This window comes from Mesorhizobium sp. M0968 (assembly GCF_040319065.1).
Classification (GTDB): Bacteria; Pseudomonadota; Alphaproteobacteria; order Rhizobiales; family Rhizobiaceae; genus Mesorhizobium.
The window spans coordinates 12,167-30,055 of the sequence record NZ_JAMYNL010000029.1 but is presented as its reverse complement, the minus strand read 5'-3'; the positions used below and the strand labels follow the sequence as shown (position 1 = coordinate 30,055).

Sequence of the window (17,889 nt, the reverse complement as noted above, 5' to 3'; positions counted from 1 at the left end):
AAGTTGCGCAGAGAAGCGGCAGCCCAACCCGTTGGCGGCCTCGGCCAGAATAATGCGGCTCTGGGCGCCAGGCGGGCGACGAGGGGGGGCGCCAGTCGGGCTGTAGGCGTCATAGAAGACCGCCCTGCGACCACCTCCACAATCCACGTGCCGAAGCGTCGTGACGGGCTGCGGTCGATGCTCCGCGAGCCCGCAAATCAGAACGCCATACTCTCCGCGCATTTTTGAGCGGTCGACCAGTTTCGTGTGCATGCCTCCGCCTGGCTGCGTGAGCTCAATCGCGATAGAAAATGCCATTTGGGGGCTTGAGTTTGTCGAGATCGGCCACTTTGCCCTCGGGCGGGTTAAGGGCGCGCTTAAGCACGTTATATTCAGCGCGGGTCGGTCCACCGGTTGAAGCACGCTGGAACACCAAGTAGAGTGTCCGCCGCGAACGATTGCTTTTGTTCGGTCGTGAGTAGTGCGGTGCGTAATCGTCGAAGATGAAGATGTCGCCAGCCTTCCATACTACGGGTTCCCAGGAGAACATTTCGGCGACTTGAGGATCGATCACCCCACCGGCATCCATGGGAAACACCCCCTTCTTGTGGTTGCCGGGGCTGAAGAAAAGCCCGCCGTTTTCCGGGTCGGAGTCGTCGATGCCTATGGCAACCACCGCATGGACCATCCGGTCGGGGAGTTTGTGTGGAATGTGATAAATGTCCTGATGCGGGAGATAGCCGCCGCTGTCGGGGTAGTGGAAAATCATCAACTCCTTGAGCCTGCGCGAATCTTCGCCAAGCAAATCCTCGACCGCTGACTTTATGCGCTGATCTTCTAAGAGCAAACGACGCAATGGATCATGGAAGTCGAGAAAATTCTCGATCTTGGAGATGATCTTTCGATTGTCCGTCGTCTTCTCGAACCACATGAGCCATTTATCATCGCTGACATCCCAGCGTGACATATCTTCGACAAAAGTAGAGATATCGTCCTGAGCCGCTGGAGCGAAGAACCTTTCGAGCCTGACGTATCCGTCTTTCTGCCACTTTTCTCTTTGTGCATCAGTCAACATGCGAAAAGCCTCCTGTTGGAAAGACTGGTTGGTCGGACATCCCAATTAGGGCAGTCGGGCGCTGGTCAAGTTGCGGGTCCACGGAGACGGACTCACGTCATGTGGGACGGCGATGCTAAGTGCGTTCCGCTCCGGCGGATATTCTCCGCAGAAGCTCGGCGCGAGACTGCCTATGTCAGGCTCAGCCGGGTCCAGGGGTTCCGTAAACTGGGCCGGATCAATCGCTTCACCCGGTCCAGCCACGACACGCATCCCTAAAGGCCGGCACCATCCGCTGACCGCCGACCCAGCCATGGCCGCCAAGACCACGGCGCTCTTTCGAGTGAGCGACCTGGTACGGTCTTGACAACCGTAGGGGAAATCCACGCCCCCAGAATAATGCGATGCGCCGCTTGGTCCAAGGGCTTGTTCGGTCACGATGATTTCGGAGAAGCCTCCGGCCTTCGCCGCAGCGGAGGCGGACATCATTCCTAGGATGCCACCGCCGATGATCAAAAGTCTACGAGTCATATCCCGCTGCCCATTTCTTCGGCTGCGGGGGCGGGCCAGCTCTCGATCGAGGTATGGCTGATGAAGCCAGGATGCTCGGGGTTCGCGCATGGCGCGCGCCCAAGAAGGCTATCGAGGATGCGGCGCGCGCGCCAGGCCAGCAGGCTTAGGTTCGGATCGGCCAGGCCGCGCTGCCCGAGGCTCGCGTTTTGTACGAAGATGCGTCTGTCACCCGGTCCGTCCCAGCTCACCGAAAAATCCTCGCGAATAGCTAATTCATTGTCGATCTGCTCCAGCCGGTGCGCGATGGGTTCCAAGAAGTCTGGCACCGCGTTCTCGTAACCGGTGGCCAGGATGACGATGTCAGCCGTGACTTCTTCGACCTCGACCATGCCGTGCTGCAGGGTCAGCCTGTGACCCGCGCCGGCGTTGATGCAGTGCGAGACGGTGCAGCCCGGCCGCAGTGTGATGTCGGATCGGTTTGGCTCGAAAAATGCGTGGCGGTACAGCGCCTGATAGATCGCGCGCAACGTGCTTTCCGAAATGCCGTCCGAGGCAAGCACGAAACGCCGTAGGTGCAGCTTACGCTGCGACTCGCTCATCGCCGCGAAACGATCCGAAAAGCAGGGCATGAACAACTCGTTTGTGAACGGGCTGTTGTCGAGAGGCAGATAGTTTTCGCGCTGCGAGACCCAAGTGATCGAGGCAGGCCGCCGTTCTTTCGGCAGGCTGACAAGATGCAACATCACCTCGGCTCCCGACTGGCCTCCGCCCACCACGCAGACATGCTTTCTCCGCACCTCAGGGTGGATGTGCAGTAAAACAGATGAGTGGAACAGGTTGCGTCCAATCCAGCCCTGAAACTGAGGCGGAATTTGCGCCTGCTTGCCAATGCCGACCACGACGTTTCTGGCGCCGAGAACCGCCTTATCCGTCCGCACCCGAAACTCGCCGTCAAAGCGGATTTCGTGCACGGTCTCACCGCCACGGACAAGTGGGTTCCTGTGGAAGGCCCAGTTCAGGTACTGCTCAAACTCAGCTCTGAACACAGCCTCGAACTGTGCGTTCAGGAAGTGGTACAGACGCCCGTTCTCGTACAGGTAGTTTACGAAAGTGTAGGCTGATCGCGGATTCACCAGCGTGACCAAATCCTTGAAGTGGCTCACCTGGAGCTCTGAGGAATCGAAAGCGATGCCTGGATGCCAGCGGAAGTCGACCTGCCGATCCAGGAACAGTGCCCCTTGCCCAACTTGCTCGTGTATCTGACACGCAAGGCTCAAATTAGACGGCCCAGCACCGACCCCAACGCAAGATAACTCCACTTGCTTTCCTCCTATAGAGTCTTCCCACTAGGCGCTTGTTCGCGGCGAATATCGGCCATAGCCATTGGGCCCCCTCGCGGACGTTTCGATCCCCGGTGCCGACCGGATTTGCGAGAATTGTCCTGCGGGTTGTCGAATGTAGACCCGAGCATTCCAGCGCGGTGACAATCGACGGGTCATGCCGGCGACGTGGGTTGGGGGCATCAATGTATATCCTTTCCGCCCGCCTCGATGACCGCGTCGCCGTTACGCGAGACGCTTTCCAGGCCATCAGGCGTTTGAAGCGGGCCGAGTCGCCCGCCTCGACCATGACGCGCCGGCCTTTCGCCGGCTTGGTGGCAGGCAAGAGCGCGGGTTTCACTGCGGCGACGGCATTTTCGGTACGCATGATCATGGACGACCTCTCGCTGATGCGTTCGCAGAATCCCGTGCATGGGCCGTGCCAGAGAAGGAAAACCTTGTTAAACAGTGGGTTGGCGGATTTGCGATCCTGTCGGAAATCCGACATTGAGGGGGGACGCCTACCGGCGGCGCCCGATTTGCACGTCGATGTCGCCTTTTCCGAATAGCTAATCGGGCACCTTCTGCACCAGAATACTTCTCATGGAGACCAGCACGAAGCCTTCATGAACGGACAGTGCATAACCTGGTGTCTCTGCCGGACAGATCGCGATATGCCGTCTCCCATCGAGGTCGGCAGTTGCAAGAGCTGCCAAATCCTTCGCCCTATCGTGCCGTTGCACTGGCTCGATCCCGACATCCTCGGAGGCGGCGATCATGAAGAGTGACGCAATCTCATGTCCGCCGCGACGCCTCTCTCATGAGGAAGCAATTCTCTGTGTTGGTGTCGGATCGATGCTCTTGATGACATGGTTGCGGATGGGCGCATGCCCAGACCTGAGCGCATCAATGATTGCGCGATCTGGGACCTTCACCAACTGGATTGTCGAATCTCTGTAAAGATAGCGGGAAGGAGAATTGCGTTCTGACCACTCTGCCGGTTCCAAAAGCACGACGCCATTCGGTCCCTGCGACTCAATCCAGGCGGAGGGATGAGGCCGCACAGCAGTCTTTTGCGCGCCCGCCGGTCGGCCAGGATGGAGCCGTCGTAAACGCAGTTATTCGATGATCGCCGCCGCGGAGTCCTCAGGCTGTGCCGCGCACGACACCAGCGACGTAGTGGTCGTCGATCGCCCCGTCGCCGATGTCAATCCGAAGCTCGGCCAGTTTCGCGGTGAGCTTCATTGCTATTCCGCCGTGCCCACCGAGCTCGCACAGGAGGTTCTATCAGGCGGTCACGGCTGCACTCGTTGTCGGGTCTTCGACAAAGTCGGACATGAGACACACCGCAATCAGAGCCATGTCATTGGTGTAAAACGATTTTCCCGTTTGGCACGACACGTGCAAGGCTATCCGCAAACGCGCTGCGGCAAGGACTGAGGAGAAATCATGCCATGATCAAGCTCGCCGAACATGCGGTCGCAGCCGCGAAAACTGGCCTTTCCGAGCCGACAGGACGTTGCGGCTGTTTTCCAGTCGACATCATTCTTCACGTTATCCGGACATGACCGTATTCGATTTCCGCCCAACGCTGAATGCTCCGTACGATGATCCCCATCTTTGGCTCGAAGATGTAGAAGGAGAACGGACACTTGCCTGGGCCGCCAGCCAGTCTGCCAGGACCCTGAGGCACTTCGGTGGAACACAGTTCGAGCGCGACCACGAGGCCCTGACAGCGATCTTCGACCGTCCTGACAAGGTTCCCGTGATCACGCGCCGCGGTCAGTACCTCTACAATTCTGGCAAGATGCCGGAAATCCGCACTACTATGGCGCCGGGACCACCCTTGCCGCCCGTCCGCCGATCCTGCTCGCCACCACGAAGCGGGACGACCGCGTCCCACCCGGGTCACGCGCGTAAGACGGCCGCAAAGCTGCAGGCCTTTGGTTATCCCGCTTACTTCTAAGTGAGTACAGGTCGATGATTGCGAGCACGGCGCAAATAATGGGTGCGCGGTCCCACGCAAACTGCGCATGAGCGCTCCGCCATCACGCAATTCGAACAAGACTTTTCGTAGTTCAGTGCATCATTTCTAAACAGCAAGGAGAGAATATCATGGCGAGAAACCAAATGCGCGCGGCACGGGGAGTAACAGCGGCCGTTGTCCTCATCGTGATGGGACAGCAGGCCGTCGCGGCGGACCTTGCGCAAGCCGCGAGCGTCCCGCAGGCGGGAGCCTCGGTCACGGAAGCGCCAAGCCCTTGGCAGATCCGCCTGCGTGCGTTGGGGGTCGTCACTGAGGATTCGGGCTACGTCAAAGCAGTGCCCGGCTCCGATCTTTCCTATTCGAACACGGTGACGCCGGAACTCGATATCTCCTATTTCTTCACGGACAACATCGCCGCCGAGCTCATACTCGGCACCACCTATGCAAACATCGGGGCCCAAGGAGCGATCGGCGGGCTGGGCAAGATCGGCAAGGTTTGGCTGCTGCCGCCTACGCTCACATTGCAGTATCATGTTACCAATTTCGGCGCTTTCAAGCCCTATGTTGGTGCCGGCGTGAACTACACGATATTCTATAACCAGGATGTCGGCAGCGCCGACGCTCTCAAGGTTAGGAACACGTTCGGCGCCGCGCTGCAGGTCGGGTTCGACTACATGGTGGATCAGCACTGGGGCGTCAACTTCGACGTGAAGAAGCTTTTCCTCAAGCCAGACTTCGACGTCACGGTCGACGGCGCGAAGCTGACGGGGAAGGCTGCGCTCGATCCATGGTTGATAGGCGCAGGTGTCACCTACCGCTTCTGATACGCAACGCGAAGGCGGCCTGCCGACAGCCGATCTGAAATGAAGGGCGCCTCGGGCGCCCTTTCCACGCCGGCGGTGCACGGCGAGTCGACCCGGATCGATTAGAGGGGTGGGGCCTTGTAACCCTTGGGCGGGGAGGTGTCCGAATCGGAGCAATATTCTGATCAACTTTATGCGATGACCATCCAACGCATAGCATCCGATTGTCGGGATTCTTGAAGAAGCCGTTGTTAAGACTGGGCGTCCCCGCCTGCACCCGACCAGGTACTTACCAGTAGCAGCCGACAGGCTGCCCCGCGCCGAAGAAGACCGGGCGCGGTTCACGAGCAGCCGGCTCGCGCCGTCAGGCGCGCGGGCCCGTAGCAATTACTTGGAAGTCGGGTAGGTCAGGCCTGTTTGTCGGGCCGAACCAGATCCGTGTGGCTGACGCCGAGGGCAATGCCAGTTCATAGATCGTGATGATCGTCGGATTTCTTCGGCCTTTCTCGAAGCCGCTGATGTACTGGGACTGAACCCGGAAATCTCGGCAAGCTGCTCCTGCGTCAGACGCTTCCTTAGCCTGATCCTCTGCACATCACGTCCGACCAACCTGCGCATATCCATGCGCGACCCAGCGGATTAGGCAGCTTAAGTTATCAACTATAATGTAAATCTACATCGAGCATCAGATGATCGCAGGATCTCACCGGTCGGCGTGAACCCGTGGCTCGCCAATCAGGGCTTCGGCATTTTCCGTTGCACCCCCCGGCAAGCGAACCTTGAGGACGAAGCAGGAGCGACGGCCACGCGCTTCCGGCGGACAAAGGGGGCTGGCAGTCGTCCGGGCGCAGCTAAAACTGATGATACACTCAAGGCCCACAGCCGATGTCTCAATTGCCCGCCGGGCAGATCCCGTCCATATGGCGCCGCACGGATTGAATAACACTCGCACCCGAACCCGGGAATTGGAGATGTCGGTCGGGGGCGTGGACACCAGAATACGGCCACATCACGCCTGAGAGAGTCCGCGAGACAGAAGCGCCCCAACGCGCCAGGTCGACGCGCGAGCGATGATGGTATAGTCATCTTATCCCACCGATCCGGCCGGTCGGCGGCGCTGCCTTCCGCCCAGCTCATGACCCAGGCCCGCCAGGATCACGCAACTCCCGACATCACGCGGCCCTGTAGGCCACCGGCGCCCACAGCACCGGCTCATGAAAACCGTCGTTTAGCCGAACGGCATCCACCCTCTCGTTTGAGCCGCTGAGATATCCGGCCACGCCGCGGGTGTCCCGATTGTGTGGATTCGCCGATCCGCGCGCGGCCGGCCGGCGCGGCGAAAGGATATGCGCAGATCGGTGACGGTGACAATTCGGCTGACACAGCGCGACAGGCCGAACTCGATCATAGCTGCGAAGAGCTCGTAGTTACCAACAGAACGCCACCCGCTCCCTTCGGGGGTGGATGAGGCAACGTCGAGTAAGGCGGGCGCTTTCCCAGACGTCGGTTCCTTAGGCGCCGTCTTTCCTCCAACAGCACCGGAAGGTTATCGCGAAGCATAGTCGGCCCGCTCGACGGAAGCGAACGCAACCATCGACACGACCGCCGGAATCTCGCAAAATCGTATAGTGCAGGTTCAACGCGTCGTTCGAATCCATCTCCCGCCATTCGTCCGTACATCCGTGGAGCCGCTCTTTCAAAACGCGGTATCGCAGAGGGTGCATTGCATGTAATTCGTTGGCAAAGTCACCGTACCAATCGAGCGCAATAAGTGCATCATGATGACGTCTGGGAAGGAATGGCCCTGAATTGGAGGCGAATGGCCAGCCGAAACAGCCTGTGCTCATGCTCAGGACGATCAAAGACGAATTCAGTTTCTCAGACAATTGAAGATCGTGAGGAGGCCAGCAGGGCTACGGCCTGATCCTTGGTGTGCACGCCGAGCTTCTTCTTCGCATTGTCGAGGTGGAAAGCGACGGTGCGCGGTTTGATGCCCAGGATGCAGCCGATAACCCAGGCGGACTTGCCGCGCGCCGCCCATTGCAGGCATTCATATTCACGAGGTGTCAACGAAACGCCGTCCACTGTTCGATTGCCGGACAGCTTTCGACGAGCATAAATGTGAAAACATGTCGCCATGAGTTGGAGCGCCTGTTCGTATCGCTCAGCAACGCGCAGGGACGCGGAATTGGGCTTATCAGCGGCAAAGGTTATCGCTGCAACACAGCCTCTACGATCAATAATGGGGATCGTCAAACCGCAGCGGATGCTGAACTGGGCCGCCTCATCAAATAGTTTCTGTTGAGCCGGCGACATCTCAACGCCAAGCAAATCCGACCCCGCCCATCGAAACGGGCAGCCGCCACACCGCGCACGCATAATGACGGGATCGACTTTCTGATACTGGTTTCGCAGATAGTGCGCGGTCCAGGGAGTCGGATAATTCGAGATCAGCTTGGGCTCGCCACAAGGTTGCAATGGCAAGGACAGATAGGCAAAGGTGAGTAGATCAAGTGCTGCGGCCGCCCCAGCCATGGCATCCCGGAAATCTGTTTCATCGACACTCTCCGACAGCTTTTCCAGGAATGTCTCGAAGAGAAGCGGCATGTCCTTCGTCATTGTCCTCACTCAATCCCTCCATCCGTCTGCTGCGCGCCACCCGGCCTGTAGACCTCATCGTGCCCGCACAAACGTGGCCTGGCTGACCGTCAGAATGCCGCGACGCCTGCACGATATTCGCACCGGTCGTCGCCAACCGTAGCTACTCGGCGATGCTCGAATGGCCTTGTCCGAGATGCCCAGCATCCTCCCAACGCAATAAGGTGCTGATGGAGCAGTCCGACAGGGCGAAGCGCATCACTGGAAACAGCGGACGAGGCTGAAATTTGGTCACCGAACCCAAGAAGAGGACGGGCTAGGCAGCGTCGATTCATGACGCCTGCGAGGCGCTCCCGTCGGACGCTCGATCGAAAGCCTAGTGCAAGGTAGAAGCTCTCCCACTTGCAATTCGACGAGGCGCTGATCCAACTCCTTGTCCGCCGCTGTGAGGCGATGGTTCAGGCGAAGGTAATCCATCCATGTAGGCGTGCGGAATGTCTCTGTCCAAATCAACGGCTCCCGCAGATCGCGCTGGAGGTTCCAGTGCCGAGCACCGACGCGCCTTTGCAAACGACGTCTTTGCCGCATCAGGTCCAGGAAAGGTTCGACATTCGGCTCCGGTATCGAGTACTCGATCTTGACAACGATAGGCCCGCTTCTCGCCTTCACCTCCAGCGCGACTTCTGGGATTTCGAAGCTGAGAGCGTCCTGGTCGACCTCTTTCCATTGACGGATGGGGAGAAGGAGCCCGGTGGCTGCAACCAACAGGAGAGCGCCAGCGGAACTTTCCAACGCCAATGTGAGCGAATACTTCTCAGCCACCGCGCCCCAAAGCCAGCTGCCAGCGGCAACGCCGCCCGAGCAGAGGGCATAATGGATCGAGAGCGTCCGACCAACCACCCAGCGCGGGCTCGACAACTGCACGCTGACGTCAAGCCCCGTCCAGGTGACTACCCAGGCCGCCCCGCCGAGCGTCAAGGCAACAGTGGCCACTACCAGGGAAGGAGTGAACGCCAGAGCCAGGCAGCACGCAGCGCTGGCTATGCATGCCAGTGTCGTCAGCCGCTCCTGCGACAGCGACCGCCTCAGCACGTTATTGGATATGCCGGCGGTCAAGGCGCCCGCCCCAAAGCCGGCCATGAGGATGCCATAAGCGATTGGTCCTCCGCCCAGCTGATCGCGGGCGATCAGGGGGAGTAACGCCAGTATGGAAATGCTAGTCAGGCCGAAAAGCGCTCCTCGCGCGATGGCTGCCATGATCTCAGCCGACACTGCCGTGAAGCGCGCTCCATCATGGATCGCGGTGGTCAATGACTCACGTGGAAGAGGCGAAGAGCGACCATTCCATTTGTAGCGCCCGATGGCCCACAGCATTATCAGGTAAGTCAGCGTCGCCAGAGCGAAAGCGGTCAGAGGTCCAAAGGACGCAACAACGACGCCGCCGAGCGCCGGACCGATGCTTCGCACGGCATTGTAGCCGACCGAAATCAGCGTGACCGCAGCCGGAACTTCGCGTTTCTGCAGGATGTCGCCGACCGAGGCGTGCCAGGCCGGATCGGTGAAAGCGGCGCCGCATCCGGCCAGACAGCTGAATGCCAGGATCATCCATGGATTATAAAATCCCAGGCCGACGAGAGCCGTCAGCATTATCGACGACAACGCTATCACGCACCAGCCCAGCGTCATCACATTGCGCCGGCTAAAATTGTCAGCAATTGCCCCGGCGAAGATCGACAGAATGAACACGGGCAGCGTCGTGGAAGTCTGCACGAGGGCGACCATCACCTCCGAGGTCGAGATGGTCGCCATCAGCCAACTGACCGCAACGGTCTGAATCAGCCAGCCCAGGCTGGACACCTGTGCGCCAAGCCAGATCACACGAAACGTGTGATTCTCCAGCGGAGCAAACGTTGCCGACGAAACTGCGTCTGCGCGCGACACCCTGCTCATCTTACTGAGCCTCTTTTTAGCAGTACAGGCCGCTTTGAAGATTTCACCATGGTGCAGCTGCCTAGAGAGAATGGCAGGATCAGGGCCTTGAACCGGTTGGAGGCGCTACATTATGTGTGCAACTACTAACCTGCCACAAAGATACCCTCGATGCCGAAATCCCTTGCAGGTCAACCAGAACGCCTGACCGATTTCAGAGCTAAGGAAGGAGCGGCAAACAGATAAGCTTTCCACCGCTCAACAAGGTTTGGCCAGACTCGGGGCCTCGCAGCTTTCGAGCGAGCGCGGCGGCGGTAGCCATTAGCTCGTTCATGGCCCCGTTCTCGACCGCCGATCGATAATGGCGCAATTCCAGGCGTCATAGTACCTGTCGGCCTTCACGTTGCACGCCGGGGCATCGGCCGTGTGCGTCCACAGTATCGCTGCCGCCATCACCTTGCTCCGCGGCGTCCTTCTCAAATGGTGATGACATGGCTGCGGTGATTTGACGGAGGGAAACTGTTCCAACGGGCTTGCCGCTGTTATCCACAACAACGGCTTCATAGGAGGGCGAATTCGTCAGTTCCTTGGCGGCAACGTCGAGCGTCGAGCCAGACCTAAGCGTCGGCAGCGATCTGATCCCGGATGGCGGAACGGGATCCATAACAGCATTCACTTTTAGGAAGCGCCCCCGATTAACGTCCTTCACAAACCTCGCGATGTAGTCGTCGGCGGGGTTCAATAAGATGTCCTGGCTGTCGCCTTGCTGAATAACCGACCCGTCCCGCAAGATAACGATCCGGTCGCCAAGCCGAAGCGCCTCATCGAGGTCATGCGTGATGAAGACAATGGTTTTCTTCAACTCCGCCTGCAAATCAAGAAGCATGGTTTGCATGTCGGTCCTGATCAACGGATCCAGAGCCGAGTAGGCCTCGTCCATAAGGAGTATCGAGGCGTCGTTGCTGAGGGCACGCGCAAGCCCGACTCGTTGTTGCATGCCGCCAGACAACTCGTCTGGATAGCGCTGCTCAAACCCCACAAGGCCCACGCGTTCGATCCAGCGCATGCCAATAGCCCGGCTCTTCGCCTTATCGATACCGCGCACCTCCAGCCCAAACGTGACGTTGTCGATGACGCTACGGTGCGGCAGGAGGGCAAATCTCTGAAACACCACCGCCGTCTTGTTACGGCGGAATTCCCGCAACTCCAGCTCCGACATTTCAAGAATGTTGCGTCCCTCGATTATGATTGAGCCTGCCGTTGGCTCTATCAGGCGGTTGATGTGCCTGACCAGCGTCGACTTGCCGGAGCCAGACAGTCCCATGACAACTTGGATCTGACCTGCCGGCATGGAAATGTTGATATTGTTCAGCCCCAGTATGTGTCCATGCATCTTTCCGAGGTTGGCCTTGGACAGTCCACTCTGGACGGGTTTGATGTATTGCTCCGGCGCTCTGCCAAATATCTTGTACAGATCGCGTACCTCGATCGACGTGTCCCCCTTAGTCATGCGCTGTGCCCCGACGCCTCTGAAGCCGCCGGCCATAGGCCTGGGTAGTGCGGTCGAAAATGATGGCAATACCCACGATTGCAAAGCCGTTGAAGATGCCTTGCGTGAAATACTGGTTGGCAATTGCTTGAAGCACGTTGAGGCCGAGCCCCTGCACGCCGATCATCGAAGCGATGACAACCATGCCAAGGGCCATCATGATCGTCTGATTGACGCCGGCCATTATCGTCGGCATAGCAAGCGGCATTTGGACTTTCCAAAGCTTCTGCAACCGCGAACAGCCATAAGCATCGGCCGCCTCCAGCACCTCCTTGTCGACCAAGCGAATCCCGAGGTCGGTGAAACGGATGATCGGTGGGACGGCGTAGATCACCACGGCAATGAAGCCTGGCACGCGGCCGATGCCGAGCAGCATGACGACCGGAATAAGATAGACGAAAGGTGGCATCGTTTGCATGACGTCGAGTATTGTCTGCAGTACGCCGCCGATGCGCCTAAAGCGGTTCATCAGAATGCCGAGTGGCATACCGACAGCGATGGAGAAGATCGTTGCCGTAAAGACGAGCGAAATCGTCTTCATTGCGTCCTGCCACAGGCCAAGTAGACCGATCGCAATCAGCGTTCCGACGACAGCCGCTACCACGGTCCAATGGCGCGCCGCGAACCATGCGACGGCAGCCAGCACCCCAACCACGAGCGGCCATGGCGAACCCGCAATTATGCCTTCGAAGAAGATCAGAACGCGCTGCAGCGGGTAAAAGAAATTCTCAATCGTGTCGCCATAGAGGCGCGTGAGGGCCCTGAGGGAGCCGTCGATTGCGCGTTTGATAGTCAGCAGAAAGTCGGGGTCTAACTGGGGAAATTTGAATAGCCAGTCCATATCAAAGCCCCTAATCATGTTCGCGGCGAGTCCGTGAGCACTCCTGAGTTTCAAAAAATGAGAGGCAGCCGGGAAGAAAGTTGCCATTCTGGGTCAGTGCGCAAGAGCATGGCTGCACGGTGTTGCCAATCCTCCGGGTTATTGAGAGCAGAGACTTCGACGCAATTCGAAGCCTCTACAATCATTGTGCGACTTACTTGGCCGCCGCCTTGACCTTGTCGGCGATGTCAGCCGGGACCCACTTCGTCCAAACTTCAGGCATGTGCTGGATGAACCACTTCGCGCCGTCCTCGCCGTTTGCTTGGTTCTCGGTCATCCACAGCATCACCTTACCGACCTCGGCTTGGCTCCAACTGCGCTTTCCGAAATAGTCTTTCGCCGGAGCCACGTCCTCGCGCTTCAAGAACTTTTCGGAGGCCAAGGTGATTTCTTCGGCCGCCTTCCAGTAATTCGGCTTCGGATCCGGGCAATCTTGCTTCGTGGTGCAGCGCACCCACTCGGCATCGTCGTGTGTGGCTTCGAGTTGCACCATCGGATACTTTACAAGAAGGGAAGTCGGAGCCCAGTACGCCGCGATGAAGCCCTTCTTGCTTTCATAAGCCTTGGCGATTGCACCATCGAGCGCCGCTGCAGATCCGCTCGGGACGAGGACAAACCCCTTTTTGTCAGCCTCAAGGGCCTTGAACAGCTGCGCTGTCACCACGGTGTCGCCCCAGCCTTGTGGGCCCTGGATCACGCCGCCCTTCGAGGAATCCTCAGGAGACGGAAACAGTTCCGGATGCTTCATGGCGTCCTCGACCGTCTTGATGTCGGGATGGGCGTCGGCAACGTACGTTGGAATGTACCAGCCTGAGACAGAGCCATCGCTGATTCCGTTGCCAATTCGGCTGACCCGCCCCTCGGCGACGCCGTTAGCATAGAAGTCGCCCAACAAACTCACGGCCACTGACGGGGCAATGTCGGGCTGACCCTTCTCGATCATAGAAGTGACCGTCGGAACCGTGTCACCCGCCACGGTCGTTGCGTTACAGCCATAACCATTATTGAGGATGAACTGATCGACGTACGCATTCGCTTCAGCCGACTGCCAGCTGAAGAGAGCCAAGGTAATGTCGCCGCAGGCAGCATGGGCAGCACCGGCGCTCATCAGAGCCCCGACCGTAGTCAACGAAAGCAAGTACTTTCTCATCCAAACGTTCTCCCATTGTCCGTGACATTTTGTTGATGATCCACCGCAGTGACGTCATTTTAGTACTCCGGTACCCCGACGCATCAACGCCGAAAAGAATGGGGCTCGGATAAAATGGCTTTATAGCTGACGAGATTGTATCGCCGTACCGGGCACAGCTTGAAAGTGGTACCTGATGGCCATTCCAATTCGCGACGGGATTCACGCCCGGATGCGGGCCCCTATCGTTGTCCCTCAAAGTCGTCCCGATTTACCAGATGAAGAAAATAAGAAACGCCGAGCAAATCCTTGAACAGGGTGATGTCGTTTCGAGGCGCCTGGTCCTCGAGATCGCTGACCGAACCTTAGACAGGCTGGATAGCTACAGGCGGCTCCGCAGCATCATGCGGCTGGAGGGCGACGTGTTGCACATCGGCACACGATCCTGGCACCTGTCGACGAAACGCAACATCTATCTCTTTGGCGCCGGCAAAGCCTGCAACCACATGGCGATGGCGGTGGATCACGTGCTCGGCGAGCGCCTGACGCGCGGCATCGCCATCGTGAAGATCCACGAACAATCGGACCGCTTCAACAAGACGGAAGTTTATGTCGGCGGGCACCCGCTTCCGAACGAAGAGGGACTACGCGCCTCGAGGCAGATCATAGAAGTGGTCGACCAAGCCGGGCCGGAGGATCTCTTCATCGTCGTCATAAGCGGTGGGAGCTCGGCTCTGATGTCCTGCCCGATCGACGGCATTTCCCTCCAGGATGAGATCGACACGACCGACGTGCTTTTGAAGTCGGGCGCAGGCATCTACGAAATCAATGCCGTTCGCCGCCACATCTCGGCACTGAACGGCGGGATGCTGGCAAAGCGCATTCAGCAGGTTGGGGCCGAACTGATCGGCTTCGGGATCAGCGATGCGGTCGGTTCTCCGGCGACCGGCGACATCGCGGTGCCCTACGCGGCCTACAAGAGCACGCCGATCGGGCCAGATGCTACGACACTCGACGACGCGCGCGCCACCATCGTCGATTTCGAAGTCGCCGACCGCCTGCCGAAGAGCGTCGTGGACTACCTGATGAACGCTGGTCCCGACAAGGAAACGCCGAAGGCTTTTCCCGACAACACCTATTTCCTGCTCAACACGCTGCCGGACTCCTGCATCTATGCAAAGCAAGTCTGCGAGGAGATGGGCATTCCCGCCATCATCGTCACCTCGTTCCTGGAAGGCGAAAGCCGCGACGCGGGCACCTTCTTCGCCTCGATGGCGCGGGAAATCCAAACGTACGGCAATCCGGTCAAGCCGCCCTGCGTTCTGCTTAGTTCAGGTGAAGTCACCACGCAGATCCTCGACAACAGCTCAATCAAGGGACATGGCGGTCCCGGCCAGGAAATGACGGTGAGCTTCGCCATCACCGCTGCCAAGACGAAGGGGGCCTGCCTTCTCTCAATCGACAGCGAGGGCACTGACGGCACGGCGAAGGTCGCGGGCGGCATTACCGATTCCAGCAGCTTGAAGGCGGCCGCCGCCAAGGGGATCAGCTTGTATCGGTCGCTACGCGAACATAGCTGCTTCGAGGTGCTTTCGGCCATCGGCTCCACGGTCTTCACCGGCAACACCGGCACCAACCTCTGCGACCTCAACATCCTCTATGTCCCGGCGACCGAAGAGGATCGATAGCCATGAAAGACAGGATCACATCCGTCCGGGCCCAGCAGATCATCGACTGCAAGTGTCGGCCTGCCGTGGAGGTCGAGATCCGCACCGAAAGCGGCGCTGTAGGCAGAGGGGCAGCACCTACCGGAACTTCGGTCGGCATGCACGAGGCCTTCGTCCTGCGCGACGGAAACCTGGCGAGCTACAAGGGCCTCGGCGTCCACTTGGCCGTCGACAACGCAGTGAACGTAATTGGGCCGGCGTTGATCGGCATGAACGTGTTCAACCAGCGCGCCATCGACGAGAAGATGATTCAGCTCGACGGTACGCCGGACAAGCGCAGTCTCGGCGGCAACACCATCTATTCAGCCTCAATTGCCGCTTTCCGTGCTGCGGCCGATGCCCGCCGGATCCCGCTTTACAAGTATATTGCGGGTCGAGACATACGCACCCTACCGGTGCCCTGCTTCAACGTCATCAACGGCGGCCGCTTCGAGACGTTGATCCAGGCGTTCAACGAATTTCTGATCGTGCCCTATGGTACCGACAGCGTAGACTTGGCGGTCGAGATGGGGGTCGCAGCGTTCCAGCAGCTCGCCGACGTCCTAACGAAATATCTCGGTCACAAGCCGCAAGTAGCGAGTTCCTATGGCTACGCGGCCCCTTCAGACGACCCGGAGGTGATCCTATCGCTAATGCAGGAGGCGATCGACGCCTGCGGCTATACTGGTCGCATTGCCTTCGCACTCGATTGCGCCTCCAGCGAAATGTACGACCGCGATACCGGCACCTATCTGCTGCAGGGCAAGCGTGTCTCGAGGGACAAACTGATCGCATACGCCAAAGCGCTGACCGAAAAGTTCGATCTCGTCTTCATCGAGGATCTGCTCGATCAGAACGACTGGGACGGATACAGCAAGGCGGTCAGAGAACTCACCCGCACGATTGTTCTCGGCGACGACCTCACCGTCACCAACCCTACCCTGCTCAAACGCGCCTACGAAACGCATGCCGTCGACGGCTTCATCCTGAAGCCCAACCAGGTCGGCACCATCACCGAGGCGATGGATGCCCATCGCTTTGCGAGCGAGCATGGTATGATCTCGGTTCCCTCAGGTCGTTCCGGCGGCGTCGTCGATGACGTGGTGATGGATTTTTCCGCCGGCCTTGAAGTGCCTTTTCAGAAGAATGGCGCGCCGCGCTCGGGAGAGCGCATCGAAAAGCTGAACTTCCTGATGCGTGCCAACGCGGCAAGCCCCGGCTGCCGTCTCTACGACATCAAGCCCCTCCTCCGTTTCTGACGCGGCTCAGCCGCGGAAGGCAGGAACACAAACGTCAATCAACCAAGAAGAGGTTGCCTCCATGTATCCCAGGATTGATTTTTTCTACCTTTCCGAGCCCGACATGATTGCTGCCGGCGTTCTCGACGCGGAACGCTGCGTTGAAGTTTGCGAGGAAACCTTCCGCCTCCTCGGCAAGGGCGACTATTTGATGGGCGGCGCCAACCACAACAATCATGGCCTGAACATCGTCTTTCCGAAGGAAACGAAGTTCCCGAACATGCCGGTGGCCGGACCGGATCGTCGTTTCGCGGCCATGCCTGGTTACCTCGGTGGACGTTTCGACGTCTGCGGCAACAAATGGTACGGGTCCAACCATGCCAATGCTGAAAAGGGCCTGCCACGTTCCATCCTGACCATGATGCTCAACGACAAGGACACTGGCGCGCCGCTGGCGCTGATGTCGGCGAACCTTTTGAGCGCAGCGCGCACGGGCGGTGTGCCAGGCGTGGCGGCCAAGCACCTCGCCAACAAAGATGCCAGGGTCGTCTCGGTCGTCGGCTGTGGCCCTATCAACAAGGCGTGTTTTACGGCGATCATGACCCAGCTTGGAGCCGTTCAAAGGGTAGTCTGCTTCGACCTCTTCCTCGAGAAGGCCAACGAATTCGCAGGATGGGTACATAAGGAATACGGCGTCGACGCCGTCGGCGTCGATGATACCGAGGCTGGTTTCCGGGGCGCAGACCTCATCACAGTAGCGGCTTCCCGCCTCAAGCCGCTTCATTTCAAGGACGAGTGGATCAAGGAAGGCGCGACCATCTTGGTGTCTGGCCCCTTCAACACCGACGAGTCGTTCCTGACTAGTGCCAAGATCGTCTACGATCACACCGCCTTACAGGAGGCCTATGTCGAGGATGCGGTCGCCTCCGGGAACAAGGAAGCTTACTATAGCGGTGTTATCGGTGGTCCATTCTTCCGTCTTATCGATGCCGGCAAGCTGCCAGCCCTCAAGCAATCAACCGGCCTCGGCGACGCCGTCAACGGCGACAAGCCCGGGCGAGAAAGCGCGGCAGAGCGGGTAATCTTCATCGCCTGCGGCATGGCTGTGTTCGACATCAGCTGGGGTTTCGAAGTTCTTCAGAATGCTAAACGCAAAGGAATTGGCCAATCCTTAAGCCTCTGGGAACAGCCAAGCCAAGCTTGAC

At 58.9% G+C, this 17,889-nt stretch carries 12 protein-coding genes and 2 pseudogenes; 6 read left to right on the top strand and 8 right to left on the bottom strand.

The window, feature by feature from the left end:
* Positions 1-274: 274 nt before the first annotated feature.
* Complete coding sequence (locus NKH67_RS29140) at positions 275-1,054, bottom strand: phytanoyl-CoA dioxygenase family protein (RefSeq protein ID WP_353032364.1); 780 nt, start codon at positions 1,052-1,054, stop codon at positions 275-277.
* 506 nt (positions 1,055-1,560) lie between these two features.
* Entirely contained in the window at positions 1,561-2,865 is a 1,305-nt protein-coding gene (locus NKH67_RS29135; RefSeq protein ID WP_353032362.1) for a lysine N(6)-hydroxylase/L-ornithine N(5)-oxygenase family protein, read from the bottom strand.
* A 1,125-nt stretch (positions 2,866-3,990) separates the two neighbouring features.
* On the opposite strand from NKH67_RS29135, the gene NKH67_RS29130 reads away from it, so the two are divergent.
* From NKH67_RS29130 to NKH67_RS29120, 3 genes and pseudogenes are all read left to right on the top strand, one after another.
* The gene (locus NKH67_RS29130) at positions 3,991-4,305 is read left to right on the top strand and encodes a hypothetical protein (protein ID WP_353032360.1); all 315 of its coding nucleotides are present in this window, start codon (positions 3,991-3,993) and stop codon (positions 4,303-4,305) included.
* Between the two features lie 124 nt (positions 4,306-4,429).
* A pseudogene (locus tag NKH67_RS34225) lies at positions 4,430-4,828 on the top strand (hypothetical protein); the annotation flags it as partial.
* 167 nt (positions 4,829-4,995) lie between these two features.
* Positions 4,996-5,676 carry an OmpW/AlkL family protein gene (locus tag NKH67_RS29120; RefSeq protein ID WP_352484833.1) on the top strand — a complete coding sequence of 227 codons (681 nt, stop codon included), beginning with the start codon at positions 4,996-4,998 and terminating at the stop codon, positions 5,674-5,676.
* Positions 5,677-6,062: 386 nt separating this feature from the next.
* On the opposite strand, the pseudogene NKH67_RS29115 reads toward NKH67_RS29120, so the two are convergent.
* The 6 genes and pseudogenes from NKH67_RS29115 to NKH67_RS29090 form a co-directional block, all read right to left on the bottom strand.
* A pseudogene (locus NKH67_RS29115) lies at positions 6,063-6,279 on the bottom strand (helix-turn-helix transcriptional regulator).
* Between the two features lie 1,254 nt (positions 6,280-7,533).
* Positions 7,534-8,262, bottom strand: a complete 729-nt coding sequence (locus tag NKH67_RS29110; RefSeq protein ID WP_502893825.1) for a LuxR family transcriptional regulator — start codon at positions 8,260-8,262, stop codon at positions 7,534-7,536.
* Between the two features lie 282 nt (positions 8,263-8,544).
* The gene (locus NKH67_RS29105) at positions 8,545-10,203 is read right to left on the bottom strand and encodes an MFS transporter (RefSeq protein ID WP_353032356.1); all 1,659 of its coding nucleotides are present in this window, start codon (positions 10,201-10,203) and stop codon (positions 8,545-8,547) included.
* A 358-nt stretch (positions 10,204-10,561) separates the two neighbouring features.
* Positions 10,562-11,692, bottom strand: coding sequence for a quaternary amine ABC transporter ATP-binding protein (locus NKH67_RS29100; RefSeq protein ID WP_353032354.1), 1,131 nt, complete (start codon positions 11,690-11,692; stop codon positions 10,562-10,564).
* The gene (locus tag NKH67_RS29095) at positions 11,685-12,572 is read right to left on the bottom strand and encodes an ABC transporter permease (protein WP_353032352.1); all 888 of its coding nucleotides are present in this window, start codon (positions 12,570-12,572) and stop codon (positions 11,685-11,687) included. Before NKH67_RS29095 ends, NKH67_RS29100 begins: the two co-directional genes overlap by 8 nt.
* Positions 12,573-12,765: 193 nt before the next feature.
* Positions 12,766-13,761, bottom strand: a complete 996-nt coding sequence (locus tag NKH67_RS29090; RefSeq protein WP_353032350.1) for a glycine betaine ABC transporter substrate-binding protein — start codon at positions 13,759-13,761, stop codon at positions 12,766-12,768.
* Between the two features lie 257 nt (positions 13,762-14,018).
* Here NKH67_RS29090 and NKH67_RS29085 point away from each other — a divergent pair, with 257 nt between their 5' ends.
* The 3 genes from NKH67_RS29085 (at position 14,019) to NKH67_RS29075 (ending at position 17,888) form a co-directional block, all read left to right on the top strand.
* A complete protein-coding gene (locus NKH67_RS29085) occupies positions 14,019-15,428 on the top strand; it encodes a glycerate kinase type-2 family protein (RefSeq protein WP_353032348.1) in 1,410 nt (469 codons plus the stop codon).
* Positions 15,429-15,430: 2 nt separating this feature from the next.
* The gene (gene eno / locus NKH67_RS29080) at positions 15,431-16,705 is read left to right on the top strand and encodes a phosphopyruvate hydratase (RefSeq protein WP_353032346.1); all 1,275 of its coding nucleotides are present in this window, start codon (positions 15,431-15,433) and stop codon (positions 16,703-16,705) included.
* Positions 16,706-16,766: 61 nt separating this feature from the next.
* Positions 16,767-17,888 (top strand): tyramine oxidase subunit B, encoded by a 1,122-nt coding sequence (locus NKH67_RS29075; RefSeq protein WP_353032344.1) that lies wholly within the window; start codon positions 16,767-16,769, stop codon positions 17,886-17,888.
* The last annotated feature ends 1 nt before the right edge of the window (position 17,889 follow it).

Excerpts from the sequence above, each read along its gene's own strand:
- NKH67_RS29095 (WP_353032352.1), bottom strand. The coding sequence starts at position 12,572 with ATGGACTGGCTATTCAAATTTCCCCAGTTAGACCCCGACTTTCTGCTG.
- NKH67_RS29120 (WP_352484833.1), top strand. The coding sequence starts at position 4,996 with ATGCGCGCGGCACGGGGAGTAACAGCGGCCGTTGTCCTCATCGTGATG.
- NKH67_RS29085 (WP_353032348.1), top strand. The coding sequence starts at position 14,019 with ATGAAGAAAATAAGAAACGCCGAGCAAATCCTTGAACAGGGTGATGTC.
- NKH67_RS29090 (WP_353032350.1), bottom strand. The coding sequence starts at position 13,761 with ATGAGAAAGTACTTGCTTTCGTTGACTACGGTCGGGGCTCTGATGAGC.
- NKH67_RS29140 (WP_353032364.1), bottom strand. The coding sequence starts at position 1,054 with ATGTTGACTGATGCACAAAGAGAAAAGTGGCAGAAAGACGGATACGTC.
- NKH67_RS29105 (WP_353032356.1), bottom strand. The coding sequence starts at position 10,203 with ATGAGCAGGGTGTCGCGCGCAGACGCAGTTTCGTCGGCAACGTTTGCT.
- NKH67_RS29130 (WP_353032360.1), top strand. The coding sequence starts at position 3,991 with ATGATCGCCGCCGCGGAGTCCTCAGGCTGTGCCGCGCACGACACCAGC.
- eno (WP_353032346.1), top strand. The coding sequence starts at position 15,431 with ATGAAAGACAGGATCACATCCGTCCGGGCCCAGCAGATCATCGACTGC.
- NKH67_RS29075 (WP_353032344.1), top strand. The coding sequence starts at position 16,767 with ATGTATCCCAGGATTGATTTTTTCTACCTTTCCGAGCCCGACATGATT.
- NKH67_RS29100 (WP_353032354.1), bottom strand. The coding sequence starts at position 11,692 with ATGACTAAGGGGGACACGTCGATCGAGGTACGCGATCTGTACAAGATA.
- NKH67_RS29110 (WP_502893825.1), bottom strand. The coding sequence starts at position 8,262 with ATGCCGCTTCTCTTCGAGACATTCCTGGAAAAGCTGTCGGAGAGTGTC.